Raw genomic sequence first — 21,261 nt, forward strand, 5'->3', positions numbered from 1 at the left:
GTCCGGATGCGTGTCACAGCCGTCAGCCCGCACCTGGACGACGCCGCGTTCTCCGTCGGCGGCACCCTCGCTGCGCTGGCCGCGGCCGGGCACGAGGTCACGGTGGTCACCTGCCTCACCGCGAGCGTGCCCGACCCGGCGGGGTTCGCGCTGGCCTGCCAGCTGGACAAGGGCCTGCCGCCCGACGCCGACTACATGGCGCTGCGCCGGGCCGAGGACGTCGCCGCGATGGCCGTGCTGGGCGCGACACCGGTGCACCTGCCGCTGCCCGAGGCGCCGCACCGCGGGTACGACAGCGCCCCGGACCTGTTCGCCGGCGTGCACGACGGCGACGACGTGTGGCGCGCCGTCGCCGACGCGCTGCGGCCGCTCGACGTCGACGTCTGGCTGGCGCCGCAGGCCCTCGGCGGGCACGTCGACCACCGGCAGGTGCTGCGCGCCGTCGCCTCGCTGGACCGGCCGACGCTGTGGTGGCGCGACAGCCCGTACGTGCTGCGGGAGCCGGGCGCCGTCCCCGGGCCGGACCTCCCCGGCGGGCTGGCCGAGCTCGAGCTGCCGCAGGACCTCGACCGGCGCGCCGACGCCTGCGCCTGCTACGCCACCCAGCTCGGGTTCCAGTTCGGCGGCGTGGCGGCGATGCGGGCCGCGCTCACCGGCCTCCCCGAGCCGCTGCTGGCCGACGGCCGGGCGGAGGCGCTGGTCGGCTGAGCCGGGGGCCTCGGCCGGGGCGCTCGCTCAGAGGGACCGCTGGGCGCGCCACGCCGTCCAGGCACTGCCCACGATGGCCCGCAGGTCGCAGCGCGCGCGGAAGCCCAGCTCCCGGCGGATCCGGTCGACCGCGGCGACGACCAGGGGTGGGTCCCCGGGCCGGCGGCCGGCCACCTCGGGTGTGGTGTCGCCGCCGGTCACCTCGCCGATGACCCGCAGCACCTCGAGCACGCTCGCGCCCTCACCGCGACCGACGTTGTACGTGCCGCCCGGCGCGCCCCGCTGGAGGGCGCGCACGGCACCGAGGTGCGCCTCCGCCACGTCGGCGACGTGCACGAAGTCGCGGACAGGGCTGCCGTCGGGCGTGGGGTGGTCGTCCCCGAAGAGCACCGGCGGGTGGCCGGCGTCCAGCGCGGCGAACACCAGCGGGACCAGGTTCGCCGTCCCGAGGTCGCCGAGCCGGGGGGAGCCGGCGCCGGCCACGTTGAAGTAGCGCAAGCAGGTCGAGGACAGACCCCAGGCGGCGCTGTCGCGCAGCAGCCACTCCCCGACCAGCTTGGTCCGGCCGTAGGGGGAGACGGGGTCGCAGGCCGCGTCCTCACCGACGCGGTCGGTGCCCGGGACGCCGTAGACGGAGGCACTGGAGGAGAACACGAGGCTGGTGACGCCCTCGGCCCGGCAGCTCTCGAGGAGGGCGATCAGGCCCTCGACGTTCTCGCGGTAGTACAGCAGCGGGTCGGCCACCGACTCGGCGACCTGCTTGCGCCCCGCGAGGTGGACGACACCGGTGACGGCGTGCTCCCGCAGCACCCGGCGCACCAGCCCCCCGTCGCGGACGGAGCCGACGACCAGCGCCACCGGCAGCGTCTCCAGGCGCTGGGCGACACCCGTGGAGAGGTCGTCGAGCACCACGACGTCCTCATCGGCCGCGGTCATCGTGTGCACGACGTGCGCGCCGACGTAGCCCGCGCCACCCGTGACCAGCCAGGTCACCGAGCGCACCCACGGTCTCGCACGCGACCTCCCCGGGAGGTGCACCACTCGGTGGTGCACGACTCTTCATCCGGTCAGGAGCCAAGCATCCCGTACCTGCCCCGGCCTGTCGAGCGGTCAGCGCGACAGGCGCTGCCACCGGCGGACGGCCAGGACGCCGAACACCCCGGTGAGGACGAGCGGCCACGCCACCGCCAGCACCGCCGCGTGCTCGGTGGCCCACCCGCCGGACCCGGCCGGCACCCCGGTCAGCTCCCGGACGGCGGTGACCGTGGCCGCCACCGGGTTCCACTCCGCGACCGCCCCCAGCCAGCCCGGCATCGACGCCGTCGGGGTGAAGACGTTGGAGAGGAAGGCGAAGGGCCACACCAGGATCTGCACGGCGGTGACCACCCCGGGGTCGCGGGCCAGCAGGCCGAGCCAGATGCCCACCCAGAGGAAGCCGACGCGCAGCAGCAGGAGCAGCGCGGCGGCGGCCACCAGCCCCGGCCCCACGTCCGGGCGCCACCCCATCGCGAGCCCGGCCGCGGCGACGAGCGCCAGCCCGGCGACCGAGGAGCCGAGGTCGGCCAGGCAGCGGCCGGCCACCACGGCCGAGGGGGCCATGGGCAGCGTGCGGAACCGGTCGGTGACCCCGCGCTGCGTGTCGGTGGCGACGGCGCTCATCGTGCCCTCGAGGCCGAAGAGCATGACCAGCGCGAGCATCCCGGGGACCATGAAGTCGCGGTAGTCGCCGCCGGGGACGCCGATGCCGCCGCCCAGCAGGTACACGAAGGTGACCATCATCAGCACCGGGAACAGCAGTCCGACCAGCAGAACGGCGGGCTCGCGCCGCCAGTGCGCGACGTCGCGGCCGGCGACCGTGAGCGCGTCGGTCACCGCCCAGCGCAGCCGCCCGGCGGGGGTCTCGGCGGGCGGCGCGCCTGCCACCTGCGCCGCGGTCACGCCGTCACCCGCTCGGGAGCGCGCTCGCGGCCGGTGATCCGCAGGTAGGCCTCGTCCAGGGTGGTGGGCCGCAGCAGCAGGTCGGCGACCCCGATGCCCGCGTCGTCCAGGGCCCGGACCACCTCGGCGACCACGCCGCCGCGCCGCGCGACGGGGACGACGACCCGGGCCCCGTCCGGCGGGGGCGGCCCGGCCGACGTGTCCGCGGCCGCCACCCGCTCGGCCAGCCGCGCCGCCTCCTCCGCGCGGGTGGCGTCGGTCAGCACCAGCTCCAGCCGGTCCCCACCGATCGCCGCCGTCAGCTCCCCCGGTGTGCCGCGGGCGACGACCCGGCCGCCGTCCAGCACGCACACCTGGTCGGCCAGCCGCTCGGCCTCCTCGAGGTACTGCGTGGTGAGCAGCACCGTCGTCCCGCCGCCGACGAGGGCCCGCACCGTGTCCCAGACGTCGCGCCGGCCGGCCGGGTCCAGGCCGGTGGTCGGCTCGTCGAGGAACAGCACGCGGGGTGCCAGGACCAGGCCGGCGGCGAGGTCGAGCCGGCGGCGCATCCCGCCGGAGAACTGCCGCACCGGGCGGTCGTCGACGTCGGCGAGGCCGACCTGCTCGAGGAGCTCGCCGGCGCGGCGCCGGGCGGTCACCCGGTCCAGGTGGTGCAGCCGGCCGAAGAGCACCAGGTTCTCCCGGGCCCCGAGCACCTCGTCGACCGTGGGCTGCTGGCCGACGGCGCCGATCCGACGGCGCACCTCCCGGGGACGGGTGCCGACGTCGACGCCGGCGACCTCCGCCGTGCCGCCGTCGGGCCGCAGCAGGGTCGTGAGCACCCGCACCGCCGTCGTCTTCCCGGCGCCGTTCGGCCCGAGCAGGGCGCACACCGAGCCGGCCGCCACGTCGAGGTCCACCCCGTCGAGGACCGTGCGCCCCCCGAACCGCCGCACCAGCCCGCGGACCCGTACCGCTACCTCCACCACGCCACCTCCGTACGTTGTACGAGATCCATCGCGGGCGGTAACGTACGCTGTACGGAGATGGTTCCGCAAGGCGCCGGACGCGGATGGGAGAGGCTGGCGTCATGGCGATCGAGTCCAGTGGCGGCGGGGACCCCGCCCGCACGATGGCGCTGTTGTGGCGCACCCCCGGCGAACCCGGCCGCCGCCCCGGGCCGCGGGCGGGCCTCGACGTCGACCGCGTCGTGGTCGCCGCCGTCGCGCTGGCCGACCGCGAGGGCCTGGGCGCGGTGACCATGCGCCGGCTGGCGACGGAGCTGGGCGTCGGGGCGATGACCCTTTACACCCACGTCCCGGGCAAGGCCGAGCTGGTCGACCTGATGTACGACGCGGTCCTCGGCGAGCTCTACGAGCAGCCGCCCGCCGGCCCGTGGCGCGCGCGGCTGAGCGCGGTGGCGCGCGAGAACTGGGCCCTGTTCGTCCGGCACCCGTGGGCGGCCGGCGTCGGCACCGGCCGGCCGATCCTGGGGCCCAACCTGATGCGCAAGTACGACCTGGAACTCGCCGCCGCCGACGGGCTGGGCCTGTCGGAGGTCGAGATGGACCTCGTCATCACCCTGGTCGGCGCCTTCGTGCGCGGCAGCGTGGTCAGCGTGCACGACCAGGCCGCCGCCGAGCGCAGCAGCGGGCTGACCGACGAGCAGTGGTGGCGGGCCACCGAGCCGCACATCGAGAAGGTGTTCGACGCCGAGCGGTTCCCGACGGCCGCGCGGGTCGGGCCCGTGGCCGGCCCGGAGCTCGGCGCCGGCGACCCGGCGCGCTCGTTCGAATTCGGCCTCGCCCGGCTGCTCGACGGCATCGCGGCCATGGTCGAGGGCTGAGCGGAGGCCGCACGGCGACGTCCGATTCCCGCCGGTCGACCCCCTGGCCGGGTGGCACGCTGGATCCATGACGGCCTCCCTGGACCACGAGCGCTGCTACCGCGCGGTGGCCGGCCGCGACGTCCGCTTCGACGGGTGGTTCGTCACCGCCGTCCGGACGACGGGCATCTACTGCCGCCCCTCCTGCCCGGCGCGCACCCCGCTGGCCGCCAACGTCTCCTTCTTCAGCACCGCGGCCGGCGCCCAGTCCGCCGGCTACCGCGCCTGTCGCCGCTGCCGCCCCGACGCCGTGCCCGGGTCGCCGGAGTGGGACGCCCGCGCCGACGTCGTCGCCCGGGCGATGCGGCTGATCGCCGACGGCGAGGTGGAGCGCTCCGGCGTCCCCGGCCTGGCCGCGCGGCTGGGCTACTCCGAGCGGCAGCTGCACCGGCACCTGGTCGCCGAGCTCGGCGTCGGCGCGCTCGCGCTCTCCCGGGCGCAGCGGGCGCAGACCGCGCGGGTGCTCCTGGAGACCACCCCGCTGCCGGTCACCGACGTGGCCTTCGCCGCGGGCTTCGCCAGCGTCCGCCAGTTCAACGACACCGTCCGCGAGGTCTTCGCCGCCACGCCCACCGAGCTGCGCCGGCGCCGCCCCGGCACCCCGCCGGGCACCCCGGCCGAGCTGACGGTGCGGCTGGCCGCCCGCCCGCCGTTCGACGCGGCGGAGGTGCTGCTGTTCCTCGGGGCGCACGCCGTGCCGGGCCTGGAGGAGTGGGACGGGACGACGTTCTCCCGCGTGCTCGACCTGCCGCACGGCCCCGCGGTCGTGCACCTCTCCCCTGCCGGGGGCTGCGCGGTGACCGCCCGGCTGCGGCTGGCACAGCTGCGTGACCTGGCCGCCGCGGTCGCCCGCTGCCGCCGGCTGCTGGACCTCGACGCCGACCCCGTCGCCGTCGACGGGGTGCTGGGCGCCGACCCCGCGCTCGCCCCGCTCGTGGCCGCCGCCCCCGGCCGCCGCGTGCCGGCCTCCCCGGACGCCGCGGAGTGCGCCGTCCGCGCCGTGCTCGGCCAGCAGGTGTCGGTCGCCGGCGCCCGCACGCTCACCGCCCGGCTGCTGACGGCCGCCGGCACGCCCCTCCCCGAGCCGTGCGGCACCCTCACCCACGCCTTCCCCCGGCCCGGCGCGCTGGCCGGCGCCGACCTCTCGGCGGTCGGGCTCACCGGGACCCGGCGGCGCACCGTCACCGCTCTGGCGACCGCCCTGGCCGACGGGACGGTGGCGCTCGGTCCCGGGGCCGACCGCGAGGAGGCGGCCCGGTCGCTGCTCGCCGTCCCCGGCATCGGCCCGTGGACGGCGGCGCTCGTCGGGCTGCGCGGGCTGGCCGACCCCGACGTCTGGCTGCCCGGCGACCTGGCGCTGCGCCGGTCCCTGGCGGCCCTGGGCAGCTCCGACGCCGAGGCCGCCGCCCGCTGGCGTCCCTGGCGCTCCTACGCCGTCCTGCACCTGTGGGCGCTGGCCGTGCCCTCGCTGTTCACCCGTCCCCTCCCCGCCACCCGCGATCGGAGCGCGCCATGACCGCCCCCGCCCGCCACGCCACCGTGGCCACCCCGCCCGGCCCGTTCACCGTCGTCGTCACCGAGGGTCCCGACGGCGCCGACGTCGTCCTCGCTGGTGGCTGGACCGCCGACCTCGGCGACCTGCTGCCGGTGGTGCACCCCGCGCTGCGGCCGGCGTCGGTCACCGCCGACCCCGGCCTGCCGGTGCTCGACGTGGTGGAGGCCTTCCACGCCGGCGACGTCGGCGCGATCGACGCGGTGGCCGTGCAGCAGCGCTCGGGGCCGTTCCTCACCGAGGCGTGGGAGGTGCTGCGCACGGTGCCCGCGGGCCGGCCGGACACCTACGCCGGCTTCGCCGCCCGCTGCGGCCGCCCGACCGCCGCCCGGGCCGCGGCCAACGCCTGCGCCCGCAACGCCGCCGCGCTGTTCGTGCCGTGCCACCGCGTGCTCGGCTCCGACGGCGGGATGGGCGGGTTCCGCTGGGGCACCGACGTCAAGCGCTGGCTGCTGGCCCACGAGGCGCGGCACGCCCCCGTCCCCGCCTGATCCCCCCGAGGCATGGGAGGCCATCCCCACGTCTCAAGCCCGCCAACGGGGGGATCGCCTCCCATGCCGCGCGTGGTGCGCCGGTCCTGTCGGTGGGCTGGTGCACCCTGCCGGACGTGGACGCCGCCTCCCTCCTCCTCGGCCTGCTGTTCGGCGCGCTGCTGGCCACCGCGGTCACCCTCGGGGCCGTCTCGCTGCTGGGTCGCCGCCGGCCCGACGACGCCGGGCTGGAGCCGGTGCACGAGTCGCTGGACCACCTGCACCGGCTGCTGGCCGGCATCGAGCGCGACCGCGCCACCGCGCACGGCGAACTGCGCGAGCAGATGGGCACGGTGGGGCAGACCTCGGCGCAGCTGCGCCAGGAGACCGCGGCGCTGGTGACGGCGCTGCGCACCCCGCACGTCCGCGGCCGCTGGGGTGAGGTGCAGCTGCGCCGGGTGGTGGAGGTCGCCGGCCTGCTGGAGCACTGCGACTTCGTCGAGCAGCCCAGCGGCACCAACGACGCCGGCGCCGGCGTCCGCCCCGACCTGGTGGTCACCCTGGCCGACGGCCGGCAGGTGGTCGTCGACGCGAAGGTTCCGTTCACCGGCTACATCGACGCGGTGCAGGCCACCGACCCGGCCGTGCGCAGCGAGCGGGTCGCCGCGCACGCCCGCCAGCTGCGCGCGCACGTGGACGCCCTCGCCGCCCGGCGGTACCCGACCGCCTTCCGCCCGGCCGCACCGTTCACCGTGCTGTTCGTCCCCTCCGACGGCTTCCTCACCACCGCCCTGGAGGCCGAGCCCGGGCTGCTGGAGTACGGGTTCGGCCGCGACGTCGTCCTGGCGACGCCCAGCACGCTGCTCGCCCTCCTGCGCACGGTGGCCTACTCGTGGCGCCAGGAGCGGCTGGCCCGCGACGCCGACCAGGTGCTCGAGGTGGGCCGCCGGCTGCACGCCCGCCTCACCACCCTGTCGGGCCACCTGACCCGGCTCGGCTCGGCCCTGGGCAGCGCGATGGCCCGGTACAACGACACGGTCGGCTCCTACGAGCGCTCGGTGCTGACCGCGGCCCGCCGCTTCGACGAGCTGGGGGTGGCCGAGACCGAGGTGCCCGCACCCCAGCCGATCGAGGCGACCGTCCGCGCGCTGCGGCCACCGGTACCGCACGAGCAGACCGCGGTGCCCGACCAGCGCGAGGGCACCGCCGGCTGACCCGCGGCGCCGCGACGCCTCCCCCGTTGCGCGCGTCCTCCCTGGTCACACCCGCCCCGCGCCCGGCACGAGTGGTCAGCTCCCGCCCCGCACTTGGGCAGAAGTTGCCCACGCGCGTCGGCGCTCCCTCCACCCGCTCCCCAGGTCGGCTCGCTACCGTTTCCCCGACGACGGGAGCCCCTTCCCCGGGCTCCCCCGAACGGGACGGGAGGTGCGCCATGGCCTCGGTGAGTGCGGCCGACACCTGGCGGGATGGCGGGGCCCGCTCCGATCGGTCCGCCGGCGGTCCGGCCCGGCCGTCCTCCGGTGGCCGTCCCGGTGAGCGACCCGCGCGCCCTCCGCTGCCGCCGCTGCCGCCGCTCCCCTCGCACGGCCGCTCCGGCGCGCCCGGGCCTCGCCCCGCCGTCCCCGCCGCCGCCCAGCGCCCCCCGGCGCAGCGCCCCTCCGCGCAGGGCCGGCCCACCGCGCGCCCGCAGGCGCCGGCCGCCGACCGCGGGGTCCCGCCGCGCCCGCAGAGCGACCCCGCCCGGGTCACGCCCGGCTACCCGCGCCCCTCGGCCAGCCTGGCCTCCGACGCCGGCCGCCGCCGTCCGCGCCCCGACCTCGACGAGGCCGGCCCGGCCGCCGGCGCACCGCGCGCCCCGCGCCGCCCCGCGCCGGCCGAGGCCCCGGAGACCGGCAGCCGCCTGCGCGGCAGCCTCGCCGTCGTCGGCATGTTCGCCATCACGCTGCTGGCGGGCTTCCTGGACGCCGCGGGCAGCCCCGACCTCGGGCTGGTCACGCTCGTCGGCCTGGTGGGCGGTACCGCCCTGGCCACGCTGCTCGTTCGCCGCCGGGACCTGGTCACGCCCGTGATCGCCCCGCCGCTGGTCTACCTGGCCGTCGTCGCCGTCCTGCAGTTCGTGCACCGCACCGACGGTGACGGGCTGAAGCAGGTGGTGGCGAAGATCGCCGCCGAACTGGCCCTGGGGCAGGGCTTCACCGTCATGGCCGCGGCCACCGGCACCGGCCTGGTGCTCGCGCTGATCCGCTGGGCCGCCCGCCGCTGACCCGTGGGACGACGAAGGGCCCCCGCCGACCGGCGGGGGCCCTTCGCGCGTCAGGGGGTCACTCGGCGTCGGTCCGCCGCGGGCGCAGCTCGTGGGGCAGGGCGAAGACGAGCCGCTCCTCGGCGGCCTTGACCGTCTCCACGTCGCCGTAACCGCGCTGGGCGAGCCAGTCCAGCACCTCGTCGACGAGCACCTCGGGCACCGAGGCACCGCTGGTGACGCCGACCGTGGAGACCCCCTCCAGCCACGCCTCGTCGATCTCCGCGGCGTAGTCGACGAGGTACGAGGCGCGGGCGCCGGCCTCCAGCGCCACCTCGACCAGCCGCACGGAGTTCGACGAGTTGGTCGAGCCGACGACGATGACCAGGTCGCAGCCCGGCGCCATCTGCTTGACCGCCTGCTGGCGGTTCTGCGTGGCGTAGCAGATGTCGTCGCTGGGCGGGGACTGCAGCGTGGGGAACCGCTCCCGCAGCGCGTCGACCGTCGCGAGCGTCTCGTCCACCGACAGCGTGGTCTGCGACAGCCACACGACCTTCTCGGGGTCGCGGACCTGCACGTTCGCGACGTCGTCGGCGCCGTCCACCAGCTGAATGTGTGCGGGGGCCTCCCCGGAGGTGCCCTCGACCTCCTCGTGGCCGCGGTGCCCGATCAGCAGGATGTCGAAGTCGTCCTTGGCGAACCGCTTGGCCTCCGAGTGCACCTTCGTCACCAGCGGGCAGGTCGCGTCGATCGTGCGCAGCGACCGGCGCGCCGCCTCCTCGTGCACCGCCGGGGACACCCCGTGGGCGCTGAAGACGACGACCGCGCCCTCGGGCACCTCGTCGGTCTCCTCGACGAACACCGCCCCGCGCCGCTCCAGCGTCGCGACCACGTGCTTGTTGTGGACGATCTGCTTGCGGACGTAGACCGGAGCCCCGTGGATCTCCAGCGCACGCTCGACGGCCACCACCGCTCGGTCGACGCCGGCGCAGTAGCCCCGAGGGTCGGCGAGCAGGACGCGTCCGCGCTGATCAGCCATGACCCCATGGTAGTGACAGGACCCACCTGTCCCCCGGCCGCCGCGGGCCCTGGCCGGGCCCCCGCAGGTGGGCCGGGGGGTTCCGTGACGGAACTCATGCCCGGACCGGGTACATCCGGGGGGACCGTGCTGCCGGACGCCGACGGCTGCGGCACCCTTGACGGCATGTCGCGTGAGATCCCCCAGCCCATCCGCGCCTACGTCGGGCTGGCCGCCACCGTCCTCGACGAGGCCCGCAAGATCCCCGAGTCGCTGCCGGGGCTGCCGGTGCGGCTGGTCGGCCTGGCGATGCAGACCGCGCTCAAGGTCCAGCAGCAGTGGGCCGGGCTGGTCGCGCGCGGCGACGAGGTGCTCACCGGGATCCGCGGCGAGGACGAGCCCGGTCTGGCCACCTTCGACGACGACGAGGACGTCCCGGCCGCCGCCACCCCACCGGCCGCCTCGGCGCGCGCCTCGGCCTTCGACCGGGCGGCCGCCGTCGTCCCCGACCACGACCCCGACCACGACGGGCCGGCGCACGACGACACGGCCCTCGTCGACGACGAGGTCTCCGGGCTCGCGGCCGCCCCCGACCCGGCCGAGGTCGTCGAGACGCTGCAGGACATCACCGACCAGGTCACCGCGCGGGACGCGGGCGAGGGGGCCGCCCCCGGCGACGCCGCGGCCGTGCTCACCGCCGAGGACGCGCTGGAGACCGCGCTCCTGGAGACCGACGGCACCCTGGCCTTCCCGGCCGATCCCGGCGGGTCCCCCGTGGGCGAGGTGGACGGCGTCCCGGACGTCGGGACGGCCGGCGAGGTCACCGAGGTCGACGTCCTGAGCCCCACGGGCGAGGTCGAGACCGTCGCGGCGACCGTCACCGACGAGGCCGTCGCCGCGCCCGAGTCCGCCGCCGACCTCGAGCCGGCCGAGCCGGGCCCGGCCCCGGCCGGTGAGGCCGACGCGGACACCGGCGCGACCGACGCCGAGGCCACCACCGACGCCGACACCGCCGTCGACGAGGGCGGCACCACGGTCGCGGCCGCCACCGGCGTCCGCACCGACGTCGGCGGGGCCGACACCGCCGAGGAGGACGCGGCGATCGCCGCCGGTGCCGCCGTCGACGCGGTCGGCGCCACCGTCGACGACGCGGGGGCGCCCCCCACCGACGACCCCGAGGGCGGCAGCGAGCTGTCCGGGTCGCAGGCGGCCGGCAGCGCCCCGATCGCCGGCTACGACGGCTGGACCGTCGCCCAGCTGCGCGGCCGGCTGCGCGGCTACCAGCTGGCCACCGTCTCGGACCTGCTCGCCTACGAGGAGGCGACCCGCAACCGCGAGCCCTTCGTCCGGATGCTGCGCAACCGCCTGGAGAAGGTGGAGCGGCAGGCCGTCGAGTCCAGCCCGCTGGCGCCGCGCGGCCTGTGACCGCCGCGCGGCCCTCGGGCCGGCAGGTCCGTCGTCCCCACGTGCCACCCTCCGGGGCATGACCAGCCCGTCGTCCCCCGAGGCGCCGTGGCCGGTCCGCACGGTGGCCCGCAAGGTCGCCGAGTGGATCGGCCGGCTCGGCGAGGTCTGGGTCGAGGGCCAGGTCGCCCAGCTGTCCCGCCGCGGGGCCGCCACCGTCTTCCTGACGCTGCGCGACCCCGCGGCCGACCTGTCCGTGCCGGTGACCTGCGCGCGCGACGTCGCCGACCGGCCCGGCCTGGAGCTGGCCGAGGGCGCCCGCGTGATCGTCCGTGCCCGGCCCGACTACTACATCGCCCGCGGCTCGTTCTCCCTGCGCGCCACCGAGATCCGCGCCGTCGGCCTGGGCGAGCTGCTGGCCCGCATCGAGCGCATCCGGCGGCTGCTCACCGCCGAGGGCCTGTTCGACGCCGCCCGCAAGCGGCCGCTGCCGTTCGCCCCGGCCGTCGTCGGGCTGGTCACCGGCAAGGACAGCGCCGCCGAGCGCGACGTGCTGGTCACCGCGCGACGGCGCTGGCCGGCCGTCCGCTTCGCCGTCCACCACTCCCTCGTGCAGGGGCCGTCGGCGGCGGGCTCGGTCATCGAGGGCCTCCAGCGGCTGGACCGCGACCCCGCCGTCGAGGTCATCGTGATCGCCCGCGGCGGCGGCTCCGTGGAGGACCTGCTGCCCTTCTCCGACGAGGGCCTCGTCCGCGCGATCGCCGCCTGCCGCACGCCCGTGGTCACCGCCGTCGGCCACGAGACCGACACCACCCTGGTCGACCACGCCGCCGACGTCCGCGCCGCCACCCCCACCGACGCGGCGCACCGGGTGGTCCCCGAGATCGGCGAGCAGAGCCGGCTGGTCGCCACCCTGCGGGCCCGCGCCCGGCACGTCCTGGCGGGCCGGCTGGAGCAGCAGGAGCGCTGGCTGGAGGGCGTGCGCAGCCGGCCGGTGCTGGCCGCACCCGAGCGCATGCTGCACGGCCGGGCGGACGACGTCGCGGCCCTGCGCGGGCGCGCGCTGCGCACCCTCACCCACCGCGTGGAGGGCGCCGAGCGCGACCTGGAGCACGCCCGCGCCCGGGTCGCCGCCCTCTCCCCCGCCGCGACGCTGGAGCGCGGCTACGCGGTCGTCCAGCGCGCCGACGGCGCCCTCGTGCGCGACCCGGCGGAGGTGGCCGACGCCGAGCGGCTCACGGTCCGGGTCGCCGGGGGCCGCCTGCCGGTGCGCGTCGCCAGGGAGGATGGGCAGCCGTGAGCACCCACGCCGAGAGCGCCCCCGCCGCGAGCACCGAGCCCACGACCACCTACGAGCAGGCCCGCGAGGAGCTCGCCGACGTGGTGCGGCGGCTGGAGGCCGGCGGGCTCACCCTCGAGGAGTCGCTCGCCCTGTGGGAGCGCGGTGAGCAGCTGGCCGAGCTGTGCCAGCACTGGCTCGAGCGTGCCCGCGAGCGACTGGCCGCCGCCGCGCCCGCCGAGGACCAGCGCTAGCCCGGGCTCAGGCGGCGGCCTCCGCGGCGGCCGGCGCCCCGTCGGCGAGGTCGAGCGCGGCGAGCAGCCGGGTCGCCCGGTCGCGCAGCAGCGTCGAGGCGGCCGGGTCCAGCGCACCGGTGCCCTCGCGCAGGCAGCGCTCCAGCAGTGCCAGCGCAGCCGTGTCCAGGCCGACGGCGTTCGAGTCGGCGGGGTCCGGGGCAGCACCGGTGTCGTTCCGGCGAGGGGCCGCGGGACGGCGGGCGGGGACGCGCGTGACCATGCCGCACGGGCACGAACCGCCGTCCTGGGGCGCGCGGTGGTCCCCGCCGCGGCACGAGCCGGATCCGTTCACGCCGGTCTCCTCACTGAGCACGGTGCCCCGGGATCCCACGGGCCGGAGCGAGGACTGTCCTCCCCGTCCCGTCCGCAACTCGGCGCGCCACACCGGCGCGTGCCCGACTCGTGACGTGGCGCTCACTCGGCGACCGGGCGGACGGCGGCCGCGATGGTCTGCAGCTCGTCGTCGGCGGCGCCTCCGGTCACGAGCACCGTCACGCCGTCCTGCTGCAGCGACAGCGCCGTCTCCCCGCGCGCCGTCGTCGAGCGCGCCCACTCCCGCCCGCCGATGCCCACCGTGCCGTCGGCCTGCGCGCCCTCGAGGACGTCGCCGACCGCGGCCGCCTCCGGGTCGTCGCTGGTCACGAAGAGCGCGTACTCCTCCGACGGCGTCGAGTAGTCGATGCCCAGGGTCACCGGACCGTCGGGCTGGCCGGTGAAGTCGGTGTCGGTCGCGCGGTAGTCCGCGGGCAGGTCCGCGGGAGCCTCCAGCGGGTACCGGGCGTACTCGGCGGCCGTCCGGATGCTCCCCGACGGGTCGACGGCGCGGACCGGGTCGGTGTCGTCGCGCACGAACGCCAGCCAGCCGACGACGGCCAGGCAGAGGACCACCAGCGGCGCCAGCGAGCGCAGCATGTTGGCCGCGCTCATCCGGTTGGCCCGCTCCACCGCCGACACCGGCGGCGGCAGTTCCTCCTCGGGGGTGCCGTGCTGCTGCTGGCCCGACGGGCCGACCGTGGTCATACGCCTAGGATCGCAGCACTGCTCCCCGCGCGGCCGACCGCGCGCGTCCGCGCCCCCCTCCAGGGCCTCCCCGAGCGTGCGACGGGATCCAGGAAGAGGGCCCTTCCCCCAGGAGGTCCCGTGTCCCTGCCGCTCCCCGACGGTCGGCCGAGCTCGACCAGCCGCGCGAGCACCTTCCTCTCCGACCGTCCCGCCCCCGACCGCAACCTCGCCCTGGAGCTGGTCCGCGTGACCGAGGCCGGCGCGATGGCCGCGGGCCGCTGGGTCGGGCGCGGGGACAAGAACGGCGGGGACGGCGCCGCGGTCGACGCGATGCGGGCGCTCATCGGCACGGTGAGCATGCGCGGTGTCGTCGTCATCGGCGAGGGCGAGAAGGACGAGGCGCCCATGCTGTACAACGGCGAGCAGGTGGGCGACGGGTACGGCCCCGAGACCGACGTCGCCGTCGACCCGGTCGACGGCACGACCCTGATGGCCAAGGGCATGCCGAACGCGATCTCGGTGATGGCCGTGGCCGACCGTGGGGCCATGTACGACCCGTCGGCCGTCTTCTACATGGAGAAGATCGCCGTCGGCCCCGCCGCCGCCGACGTCGTCGACATCACCGCCCCGGTCGCCGAGAACATCCGCCGGGTCGCCAAGGCCAAGCACAGCTCGGTCGCCGACGTCACGGTCTGCATCCTCGACCGGCCGCGGCACGAGCAGCTGGTGCACGAGGTCCGCGAGGCCGGCGCGCGCATCAAGTTCATCAGCGACGGCGACGTCGCCGGGGCGATCGCCGCCGCCCGCGAGGGCACCGGCGTCGACATGCTGATCGGCATCGGCGGCACCCCGGAGGGGATCATCGCGGCCTGCGCGCTCAAGTGCATGGGCGGGGCGCTGCAGGGCCGGCTGTGGCCGAAGGACGACGAGGAGCGGCAGAAGGCGATCGACGCCGGCCACGACCTCGACCGGGTCCTCACGATCGACGACCTGGTCGCCGGCGACGTCTTCTTCGTGGCGACCGGCGTGACCGACGGCGAGCTGCTGCGCGGCGTGCAGTACCGGGCCGGCGGCTGCACCACGCAGTCGCTGGTCATGCGGTCGCGCTCGGGCACCATCCGCCTGATCGACAGCCTGCACTCGCTGGAGAAGCTGCGGGCCTACTCGGCCGTCCCGTTCGACCGGCACGACACCGAGAGCTGAGAACGCCCGGCCCGCGGGCCCCGCTCAGGGGCCCGGGGGCAGGGGCGGGACCGGCGGAGGCGGTGGCCGGCGCCCGCGGTGCAGGCGGGCCCGCCACCGGCTCGTCGGCTCCCCGGGCGCGAGGCTGCGCAGCCGCAGGTCGCCGAAGACCGTCCGGGCGCTGACGAGCACCAGGGGCGTCCCGGGGGTGCGCGGCACCGGCGCCAGCTCGGTGCGCTTGTCGCCGAAGACCGTCCAGCCGCGCAGCTCGGCCTCCACGCCCTCGTCGACGACGACGTCCACGTCGCCGAAGACGGCGCCCAGGGCGACCTCGAGCCGGTCGGCGCTGCTGCGCAGCCCCCGCAGGTCCAGCCGGATGTCGCCGAACACGGCCGCGACCGCCTGCGGGATGCCCGTCGTCCCCCGGAGGACGACGTCGCCGAAGAACGAGGTCACCCGTTCCGGCGCCCGGCCCCCGACCACCTCGGCCGCGGCGGGGGCCGCCGGCGAGGTCGGGCCCGGCAGGTCCGCCACCAGCCCGGCGAGCTCGGCGGTGGTGACCGCGGCGTGCGCGGCCTCGGCCCGCTCGCCGAACTCGTCGACGTCGATCCGCCCCTCGGCGAGGGCGGACTGCAGCCGCGCGACCACGGCCTCCCGGTCGGCGTCGGAGGCACGGACGGGCGGCGTCCCCTCGGCGTTGTCGGTCACGCCCCGACCGTAGAGGTCGCCCGCGCGACGACACCGGCGCGACCCCCCGCCCGGGGTGGCGCGCCGGCGTCGCGGGCCGGTGGGGAGGTCAGCCGGGGAACGTGTTCCGGCAGAGCTGGCCGGTGCCCTCGGGCTGGCGGCCGGCGCAGCTGTCGGCGTAGCCGCGGTAGGGCGACCCGGACTCCGTGGCGAAGTACAGGTCGTCGCAGGCGCGCATGTCGCCGTCGTAGCAGGCCTGCGCCTGCGCGTTCAGCGACGGGTCGTCCCCCAGGCCGGTGGGCGGGATGGTCGCCGGGGGGATCGGTCCCGGGCTCGTGCCGTCGGTCGTGCTCGGCGCGGTGGCACCCCCCTCGTACGTGGCCACGCAGAGTCCGGGCGCCGCGGGGTTGCGACCGCCGCAGGTGGCGCCGTAGGTCTCCCAGTCCGAGTCGCTGCGGCTGTGCGACCAGAGGGTGTCGCAGGCGTCCCAGTCCTCGTCGGCGCAGTCCTCGGCCAGCGGCAGCAGGTCGCCGTCGGGGTCGGGCTCGGTGATGTCACACGGGCTGTCGGGGTCGGGTACGCCCGGGGACCCGCCGCCGGAGGGCTCCCGGCACTCGACCGCGCTGGAGGTCGCGGTCGAGGGAGGGGTGTCCTCCGTCGTCGTGACCGGCGAGGTCGTGGTGGGGGTCGCGGTGTCGTCGCCGTCGTCCCGCAGCAGGAAGAACAGGCCGACCCCCGCGCCGGCGAGCACGACCACCACCGCGACGATGATGGCGACCAGCTTCCCGCCGCCGGAGGAACCGCTCCCGCCGGGTCCGTACCCGCCGGGCGGAGGCACCGGGCCGCCGGGCACACCGAACGCGGGCTGGCCGTACTGCGGCTGCCCGTACTCCGCCTGCCCGTACCCGGGCTGGCCGTAGGGGGGCTGCCCGTACCCCGGCTGCCCGTACTCCGGCTGCCCGTACCCGGGCTGCCCGTACCCCGGCTGCCCGTACTCGGGCTGCTGGCCGTACCCCGGCTGCCCGTACCCGGGCTGCCCGTATCCGGGCTGCTGGCCGTAGGGCGGCTGCCCGAACTGCGCCGTCTGGTCCCACCCACCGCCGGGCTGCCCGGGCTGCGGGCCGGTGGGCTGCTCCGGGGGCTGCCCGGAGCCCCACCCCTGCTGGCCGGACGGGTCGGAGCCGCCCGGAGGCGGGTACGGCGGCTGGGACACGGCGGGCTCCTCGCAGGTGGCGACCGGGATCACGGCGGGCCGTGACGGGGGGATGCTATGCGCCGCCCGGCCGGCCCGGCGCGGACCGGGCCGTACCCGGACGGGGCCGGAGACGAGGACGGCCCCGCCGTCCCGGGATCCGGGACGACGGGGCCGTCGCACGCGCGGGCAGCACCCGCAGCCGGTCAGGCGCCGGGGTAGATCTCCACGCAGTACTGGTCCTCGTTCGGGGCGTTGCGGCCGCCGCAGGTGAGGCCGTACTCGTACATCTCCTCGAAGCCCGCCACGCCCTCGGCGCCGCGCAGCACGTCACAGCCGAACATCTGACCGGCGACGCAGGCGTCGATGAAGGTCTGGAACTCGGCCGGGGTGCCGGCGGGCGGCGGGCCGGCGGCCGGCACGTCCGCGTTCGGCGTCACCGGGGTGTCGGCGCCGCCGTCCCCGTACAGGCCGGCGCAGAGGCCGGACGGCGCGTTGCGACCGCCGCACGTGTCGCCGTACTCCTCGTAGGCGCTGTCGACGTCGCTCGTGAGGTAGAGCTCGTCGCACGCCGCCCAGTCCTCCTCGTAGCACGCCTCGGCGAGCTGCTGGAGCGAGCCCGTCGTGTCCTCCCCGAGACCGGTCGGCGGCTGCCCCTCGGGGACGTCACCCGACCCCGATCCGCCGGACGGGGTCGTCGGACGGGACGGCGTCGTCGACGGCGCGTCGGTGGTCTCCTCCGAGCTGGAGGTGGACGTGGCGCTGGTGGTGGCGGCCGCCCGGTCGCCGTCGTCCCCGTCGTCCTTGAGCAGGAAGAACAGGCCGACGCCGGCACCGGCGAGCACGACCACCACCGCGACGATGATCGCGATCAGCTTGCCGCGACCACCGCCGGAGGAGCCACCGCCGGGGCCGAAGCCGCCGGGCGGCGGCACCGGGCCACCCGGGCCACCGAACGGCGGCTGCCCGTACTGCTGGCCGTACTCCGGCTGCTGCCCGTACTGGGGCTGGCCGTACTCCGGCTGCTGCCCGTACTGCGGCTGGCCGTACTGCTGGCCGTACTCGGGCTGCTGCCCGTACTGCGGCTGCTGGCCGTACTCCGGCTGGCCGAACTGGGCCGTCTCGTCACGCTCGCCACCGGGCTGGCCGAACTGGCCGGCCTGGAACTGCTGCGTGGGCGGCGCGGGCTGACCGAGCTGCTGGGTGGGCTCCTCCGCGGGCGAGCCCTGGCCCGGCTGCTGGCCCCAACCCTGGTCGGGGCGCTGCTGACCCGAGGGGTCGGAGCCACCCGGAGGCGGAAACGGCGGCTGGGACATGGTGCGGACACTCCTCGAGCGAAGGGACGACGGCTCCTCGGCCTGTCGTGGCCTGGGGATGCTATGTGCGCCCACCGGCCCCGACCAGCACGGTCGGGTCACGTGCGGACCCACGAGCACCGTCTCCACCAGCGGTTGCGGCCGACTTGCGACACGCTGGCGGCCGACTGCACCGGACCGGCGTCCGCGCGCTCCGGCCGGCCCGGCCGGAGCGCGCGGGGCCGCCTGCCCCGGGGCCTGCGGCCGGGGGCATCTAGGGTCCTCCCGGAGCACCGACCCCCCTCACCCCACCGGGAGCGCAGCCATGCCCCCTGCCGACACGACCCCCGAGACCGCCGCCGCGGAGTACCGCGTCGAGCACGACTCCATGGGGGAGGTGCGGGTCCCCGCCTGGGCGAAGTGGCGGGCGCAGACGCAGCGCGCCGTGGAGAACTTCCCCATCTCGGGCACCCCCATCGAGCGCGCGCTCATCGGCGCCCTGGCCGCCATCAAGGGCGCGGCCGCGAGCGTCAACGCCGACCTCGGCGTGCTCGACCGCGAGGTCGCCGACGCCATCGGCACCGCCGCGGGCGCCGTCGCCCGTGGCGACTGGGACGCGCACTTCCCGATCGACGTCTTCCAGACCGGTTCGGGGACGTCGAGCAACATGAACACCAACGAGGTCATCGCGACCCTCGCCACCGAGGCCCTCGGCCGGCCGGTCCACCCCAACGACCACGTCAACGCGTCGCAGTCGTCCAACGACGTGTTCCCCTCGGCGATCCACGTCGCCGCGACCAGCGCGATCGTCAACGACCTGGTGCCCGCGCTCGAGCACCTGGCCGCCTCGCTGGAGCGCAAGGCGACCGAGTACGCCGAGGTGGTCAAGAGCGGCCGCACGCACCTCATGGACGCCACCCCGGTCACCCTCGGCCAGGAGTTCGGCGGCTACGCCGCGGCGGTCCGCTACGGCATCGAGCGGCTGCAGGCCTCGCTCCCCCGCATCGGCGAGCTGCCCCTGGGCGGCACCGCCGTCGGCACCGGCATCAACACCCCGCCCGGCTTCGCCGCCGCGATCATCGAGAAGCTCGCCGGCGAGCTCGGCCTGCCGCTGTCGGAGGCCCGCGACCACTTCGAGGCGCAGAGCTCGCGGGACGCGCTCGTCGAGGGCTCCGGCCAGCTCAAGACCATCGCCGTGGGCCTGGTGAAGATCGCCAACGACCTGCGCTGGATGGGCTCCGGCCCGCGCACCGGCCTGGCCGAGATCAACCTGCCCGACCTGCAGCCGGGCAGCTCGATCATGCCGGGCAAGGTGAACCCGGTGATCCCGGAGGCGACCATCCAGGTCGCCGCCCAGGTGATCGGCAACGACGCCGCCGTGACCTTCGCCGGCACGACGGGCGTCTTCGAGCTCAACGTGACGCTGCCCCTCATGGCCCGCAACGTGCTCGAGTCGATCCGCCTGCTGGCCAACGTCAGCCGGGTGCTCGCCGACCGCTGCGTGGACGGCATCACCGCCAACGTGGAGCGCTGCCGCGAGTACGCCGAGTCCTCCCCCTCGATCGTGACGCCGCTGAACAAGTACATCGGCTACGAGGAGGCGGCCAAGGTCGCCAAGCAGTCGCTGGCGGAGCAGAAGACGATCCGCCAGGTGGTCCTGGAGCGCGGCTACGTCGACCAGGGCAAGCTCACCGAGGCGCAGCTCGACGAGGCCCTCGACGTCCTCTCGATGACCCACCCCTGACCGACGGTCCCGGTCGGTCGGGAGCACGACGTGTGCGGGCCGACCGGAAGTGAGTAGCGTCCTCCCCGATGAGCGAGACAACGAGCGCCGGCGACGTAGCCACCCCTGACGTCGCCCTGCGCTACCCCGGTGGAGAACTGTCCCTGCCCGTCGTCGCCGCCACCGAGGGCGCCGACGGGTTCGACACGAGCAAGCTGCTGACCACGACCGGTCACGTCGCGCTGGACGTCGGCTTCGTCAACACGGCGGCCTGCACCTCGGCCATCACCTACATCGACGGCGACGCCGGCATCCTGCGCTACCGCGGCTACCCCATCGACCAGCTCGCCGGCCGAGCCAGCTTCCTGGAGGTCAGCCACCTGCTGATCTACGGCGAGCTGCCCACCGCCGACCAGCTGGCCGCCTTCGACTCGGGCATCCGCCGGCACACGCTGCTGCACGAGGACCTCAAGCAGTTCTTCAAGGGCTTCCCGCTCGACGCCCACCCGATGCCGGTGCTCTCCTCCGCCGTCAGCGCCCTGTCGACCTTCTACCAGGACTCGCTCGACCCGTTCGACGAGCGCCAGGTGGAGATCTCGACGCTGCGGCTGCTGGCGAAGCTGCCGACCATCGCGGCGTACGCGTACAAGAAGTCGGTCGGCCAGCCGTTCCTGTACCCGGACAACTCCCTCGGCCTGGTGGAGAACTTCCTCCGGATGACCTTCGGGTTCCCCGCCGAGCCCTACGAGGTCGACCCGGAGCTGGCCGCGGCGCTGGACATGCTGTTCGTGCTGCACGCCGACCACGAGCAGAACTGCTCCACGTCGACCGTCCGGCTGGTGGGCTCCTCGCACGCCAACCTGTTCGCGTCGGTCTCCGCCGGCATCAACGCCCTGTTCGGCCCCCTGCACGGCGGGGCCAACCAGTCGGTCCTGGAGATGCTCGAGGCCATCAAGCGCGACGGCGGAGACATCCAGCGCTTCGTCAAGCGGGTCAAGGACAAGGAGCCCGGCGTCAAGCTCATGGGCTTCGGCCACCGGGTCTACAAGAACTACGACCCGCGCGCGGCGATCGTGAAGAAGACCGCCGACAGCGTGCTGGACAAGCTCGGCGGCGACAACGAGCTGCTGGACCTGGCCCGCCAGCTCGAGGAGATCGCACTGTCGGACGACTACTTCGTGCAGCGCAAGCTCTACCCGAACGTCGACTTCTACACCGGCCTCATCTACCGGGCGATGGGCTTCCCGACCCGCATGTTCACCGTGCTCTTCGCGCTCGGTCGGCTGCCCGGCTGGATCGCCCAGTGGCGCGAGATGATCGCCGACCCGTCGACCAAGATCGGCCGTCCCCGCCAGCTCTACACCGGTCCCACCGAGCGCTCGTTCGTCGAGCTCGGCGACCGCTGACGG

The 21,261-nt window shown here is 76.2% G+C and carries 21 protein-coding genes; 12 read left to right on the forward strand and 9 right to left on the reverse strand.

Annotated features, from left to right (window positions below; all coding sequences use genetic code 11):
• Positions 1-6: 6 nt before the first annotated feature.
• On the forward strand, positions 7-708 hold the full coding sequence (locus ACI781_RS15935; protein ID WP_456567098.1) for a PIG-L deacetylase family protein: 702 nt from the start codon (positions 7-9) through the stop codon (positions 706-708).
• Between the two features lie 27 nt (positions 709-735).
• Here the strand turns inward: ACI781_RS15935 and galE are convergent, their stop codons facing one another.
• From galE to ACI781_RS15950, 3 genes are all read right to left on the reverse strand, one after another.
• A complete protein-coding gene (gene galE / locus ACI781_RS15940) occupies positions 736-1,701 on the reverse strand; it encodes a UDP-glucose 4-epimerase GalE (RefSeq protein ID WP_456567099.1) in 966 nt (321 codons plus the stop codon).
• A 117-nt stretch (positions 1,702-1,818) separates the two neighbouring features.
• The gene (locus ACI781_RS15945) at positions 1,819-2,646 is read right to left on the reverse strand and encodes an ABC transporter permease (protein WP_456567100.1); all 828 of its coding nucleotides are present in this window, start codon (positions 2,644-2,646) and stop codon (positions 1,819-1,821) included.
• Entirely contained in the window at positions 2,643-3,611 is a 969-nt protein-coding gene (locus ACI781_RS15950; RefSeq protein WP_456567101.1) for an ATP-binding cassette domain-containing protein, read from the reverse strand. Before ACI781_RS15950 ends, ACI781_RS15945 begins: the two co-directional genes overlap by 4 nt.
• 104 nt (positions 3,612-3,715) lie before the next feature.
• On the opposite strand from ACI781_RS15950, the gene ACI781_RS15955 reads away from it, so the two are divergent.
• From ACI781_RS15955 to ACI781_RS15975, 5 genes are all read left to right on the forward strand, one after another.
• The gene (locus ACI781_RS15955) at positions 3,716-4,471 is read left to right on the forward strand and encodes a TetR/AcrR family transcriptional regulator C-terminal domain-containing protein (RefSeq protein WP_456567102.1); all 756 of its coding nucleotides are present in this window, start codon (positions 3,716-3,718) and stop codon (positions 4,469-4,471) included.
• 67 nt (positions 4,472-4,538) lie between these two features.
• The gene (locus ACI781_RS15960) at positions 4,539-6,026 is read left to right on the forward strand and encodes an AlkA N-terminal domain-containing protein (protein WP_456567103.1); all 1,488 of its coding nucleotides are present in this window, start codon (positions 4,539-4,541) and stop codon (positions 6,024-6,026) included.
• Entirely contained in the window at positions 6,023-6,553 is a 531-nt protein-coding gene (locus tag ACI781_RS15965; protein WP_456567104.1) for a methylated-DNA--[protein]-cysteine S-methyltransferase, read from the forward strand. The genes ACI781_RS15960 and ACI781_RS15965 overlap by 4 nt, the downstream gene beginning before the upstream one ends.
• A gap of 116 nt (positions 6,554-6,669) precedes the next feature.
• Complete coding sequence (locus tag ACI781_RS15970; RefSeq protein ID WP_456567105.1) at positions 6,670-7,746, forward strand: DNA recombination protein RmuC; 1,077 nt, start codon at positions 6,670-6,672, stop codon at positions 7,744-7,746.
• A 218-nt stretch (positions 7,747-7,964) separates the two neighbouring features.
• The gene (locus ACI781_RS15975; RefSeq protein WP_456567106.1) at positions 7,965-8,795 is read left to right on the forward strand and encodes a DUF6542 domain-containing protein; all 831 of its coding nucleotides are present in this window, start codon (positions 7,965-7,967) and stop codon (positions 8,793-8,795) included.
• Between the two features lie 58 nt (positions 8,796-8,853).
• On the opposite strand, the gene ACI781_RS15980 is transcribed toward ACI781_RS15975, so the two are convergent.
• The gene (locus ACI781_RS15980) at positions 8,854-9,813 is read right to left on the reverse strand and encodes a 4-hydroxy-3-methylbut-2-enyl diphosphate reductase (protein WP_456567107.1); all 960 of its coding nucleotides are present in this window, start codon (positions 9,811-9,813) and stop codon (positions 8,854-8,856) included.
• A gap of 165 nt (positions 9,814-9,978) precedes the next feature.
• On the opposite strand from ACI781_RS15980, the gene ACI781_RS15985 reads away from it, so the two are divergent.
• The 3 genes from ACI781_RS15985 to ACI781_RS15995 are packed head-to-tail and all read left to right on the forward strand — an operon-like array spanning position 9,979 to position 12,729.
• Positions 9,979-11,217, forward strand: coding sequence for a hypothetical protein (locus ACI781_RS15985; RefSeq protein ID WP_456567108.1), 1,239 nt, complete (start codon positions 9,979-9,981; stop codon positions 11,215-11,217).
• Positions 11,218-11,275: 58 nt separating this feature from the next.
• Positions 11,276-12,496 carry an exodeoxyribonuclease VII large subunit gene (gene xseA, locus ACI781_RS15990; RefSeq protein ID WP_456567109.1) on the forward strand — a complete coding sequence of 407 codons (1,221 nt, stop codon included), beginning with the start codon at positions 11,276-11,278 and terminating at the stop codon, positions 12,494-12,496.
• The gene (locus ACI781_RS15995) at positions 12,493-12,729 is read left to right on the forward strand and encodes an exodeoxyribonuclease VII small subunit (protein ID WP_456567110.1); all 237 of its coding nucleotides are present in this window, start codon (positions 12,493-12,495) and stop codon (positions 12,727-12,729) included. The genes xseA and ACI781_RS15995 overlap by 4 nt, the downstream gene beginning before the upstream one ends.
• 7 nt (positions 12,730-12,736) lie before the next feature.
• Here the strand turns inward: ACI781_RS15995 and ACI781_RS16000 are convergent, their stop codons facing one another.
• Together ACI781_RS16000 and ACI781_RS16005 are read right to left on the reverse strand one after the other, a co-directional pair.
• Complete coding sequence (locus tag ACI781_RS16000) at positions 12,737-13,063, reverse strand: hypothetical protein (RefSeq protein ID WP_456567111.1); 327 nt, start codon at positions 13,061-13,063, stop codon at positions 12,737-12,739.
• 122 nt (positions 13,064-13,185) lie between these two features.
• Positions 13,186-13,791, reverse strand: a complete 606-nt coding sequence (locus ACI781_RS16005; RefSeq protein ID WP_456567112.1) for a DUF4245 domain-containing protein — start codon at positions 13,789-13,791, stop codon at positions 13,186-13,188.
• A 120-nt stretch (positions 13,792-13,911) separates the two neighbouring features.
• On the opposite strand from ACI781_RS16005, the gene glpX reads away from it, so the two are divergent.
• A complete protein-coding gene (gene glpX, locus ACI781_RS16010; protein ID WP_456567113.1) occupies positions 13,912-14,976 on the forward strand; it encodes a class II fructose-bisphosphatase in 1,065 nt (354 codons plus the stop codon).
• A gap of 24 nt (positions 14,977-15,000) precedes the next feature.
• Here the strand turns inward: glpX and ACI781_RS16015 are convergent, their stop codons facing one another.
• From ACI781_RS16015 to ACI781_RS16025, 3 genes are all read right to left on the reverse strand, one after another.
• Positions 15,001-15,663 carry a DUF1707 SHOCT-like domain-containing protein gene (locus ACI781_RS16015; protein ID WP_456567114.1) on the reverse strand — a complete coding sequence of 221 codons (663 nt, stop codon included), beginning with the start codon at positions 15,661-15,663 and terminating at the stop codon, positions 15,001-15,003.
• Positions 15,664-15,751: 88 nt separating this feature from the next.
• On the reverse strand, positions 15,752-16,855 hold the full coding sequence (locus ACI781_RS16020; protein ID WP_456567115.1) for a hypothetical protein: 1,104 nt from the start codon (positions 16,853-16,855) through the stop codon (positions 15,752-15,754).
• Between the two features lie 185 nt (positions 16,856-17,040).
• Positions 17,041-18,150, reverse strand: coding sequence for a hypothetical protein (locus tag ACI781_RS16025; RefSeq protein ID WP_456567116.1), 1,110 nt, complete (start codon positions 18,148-18,150; stop codon positions 17,041-17,043).
• Positions 18,151-18,454: 304 nt separating this feature from the next.
• On the opposite strand from ACI781_RS16025, the gene ACI781_RS16030 reads away from it, so the two are divergent.
• A complete protein-coding gene (locus ACI781_RS16030; protein ID WP_456567117.1) occupies positions 18,455-19,873 on the forward strand; it encodes a class II fumarate hydratase in 1,419 nt (472 codons plus the stop codon).
• 68 nt (positions 19,874-19,941) lie between these two features.
• Positions 19,942-21,258 carry a citrate synthase gene (locus ACI781_RS16035; RefSeq protein WP_456567118.1) on the forward strand — a complete coding sequence of 439 codons (1,317 nt, stop codon included), beginning with the start codon at positions 19,942-19,944 and terminating at the stop codon, positions 21,256-21,258.
• The last annotated feature ends 3 nt before the right edge of the window (positions 21,259-21,261 follow it).

This window comes from Blastococcus sp. SYSU D00695, assembly GCF_054050555.1.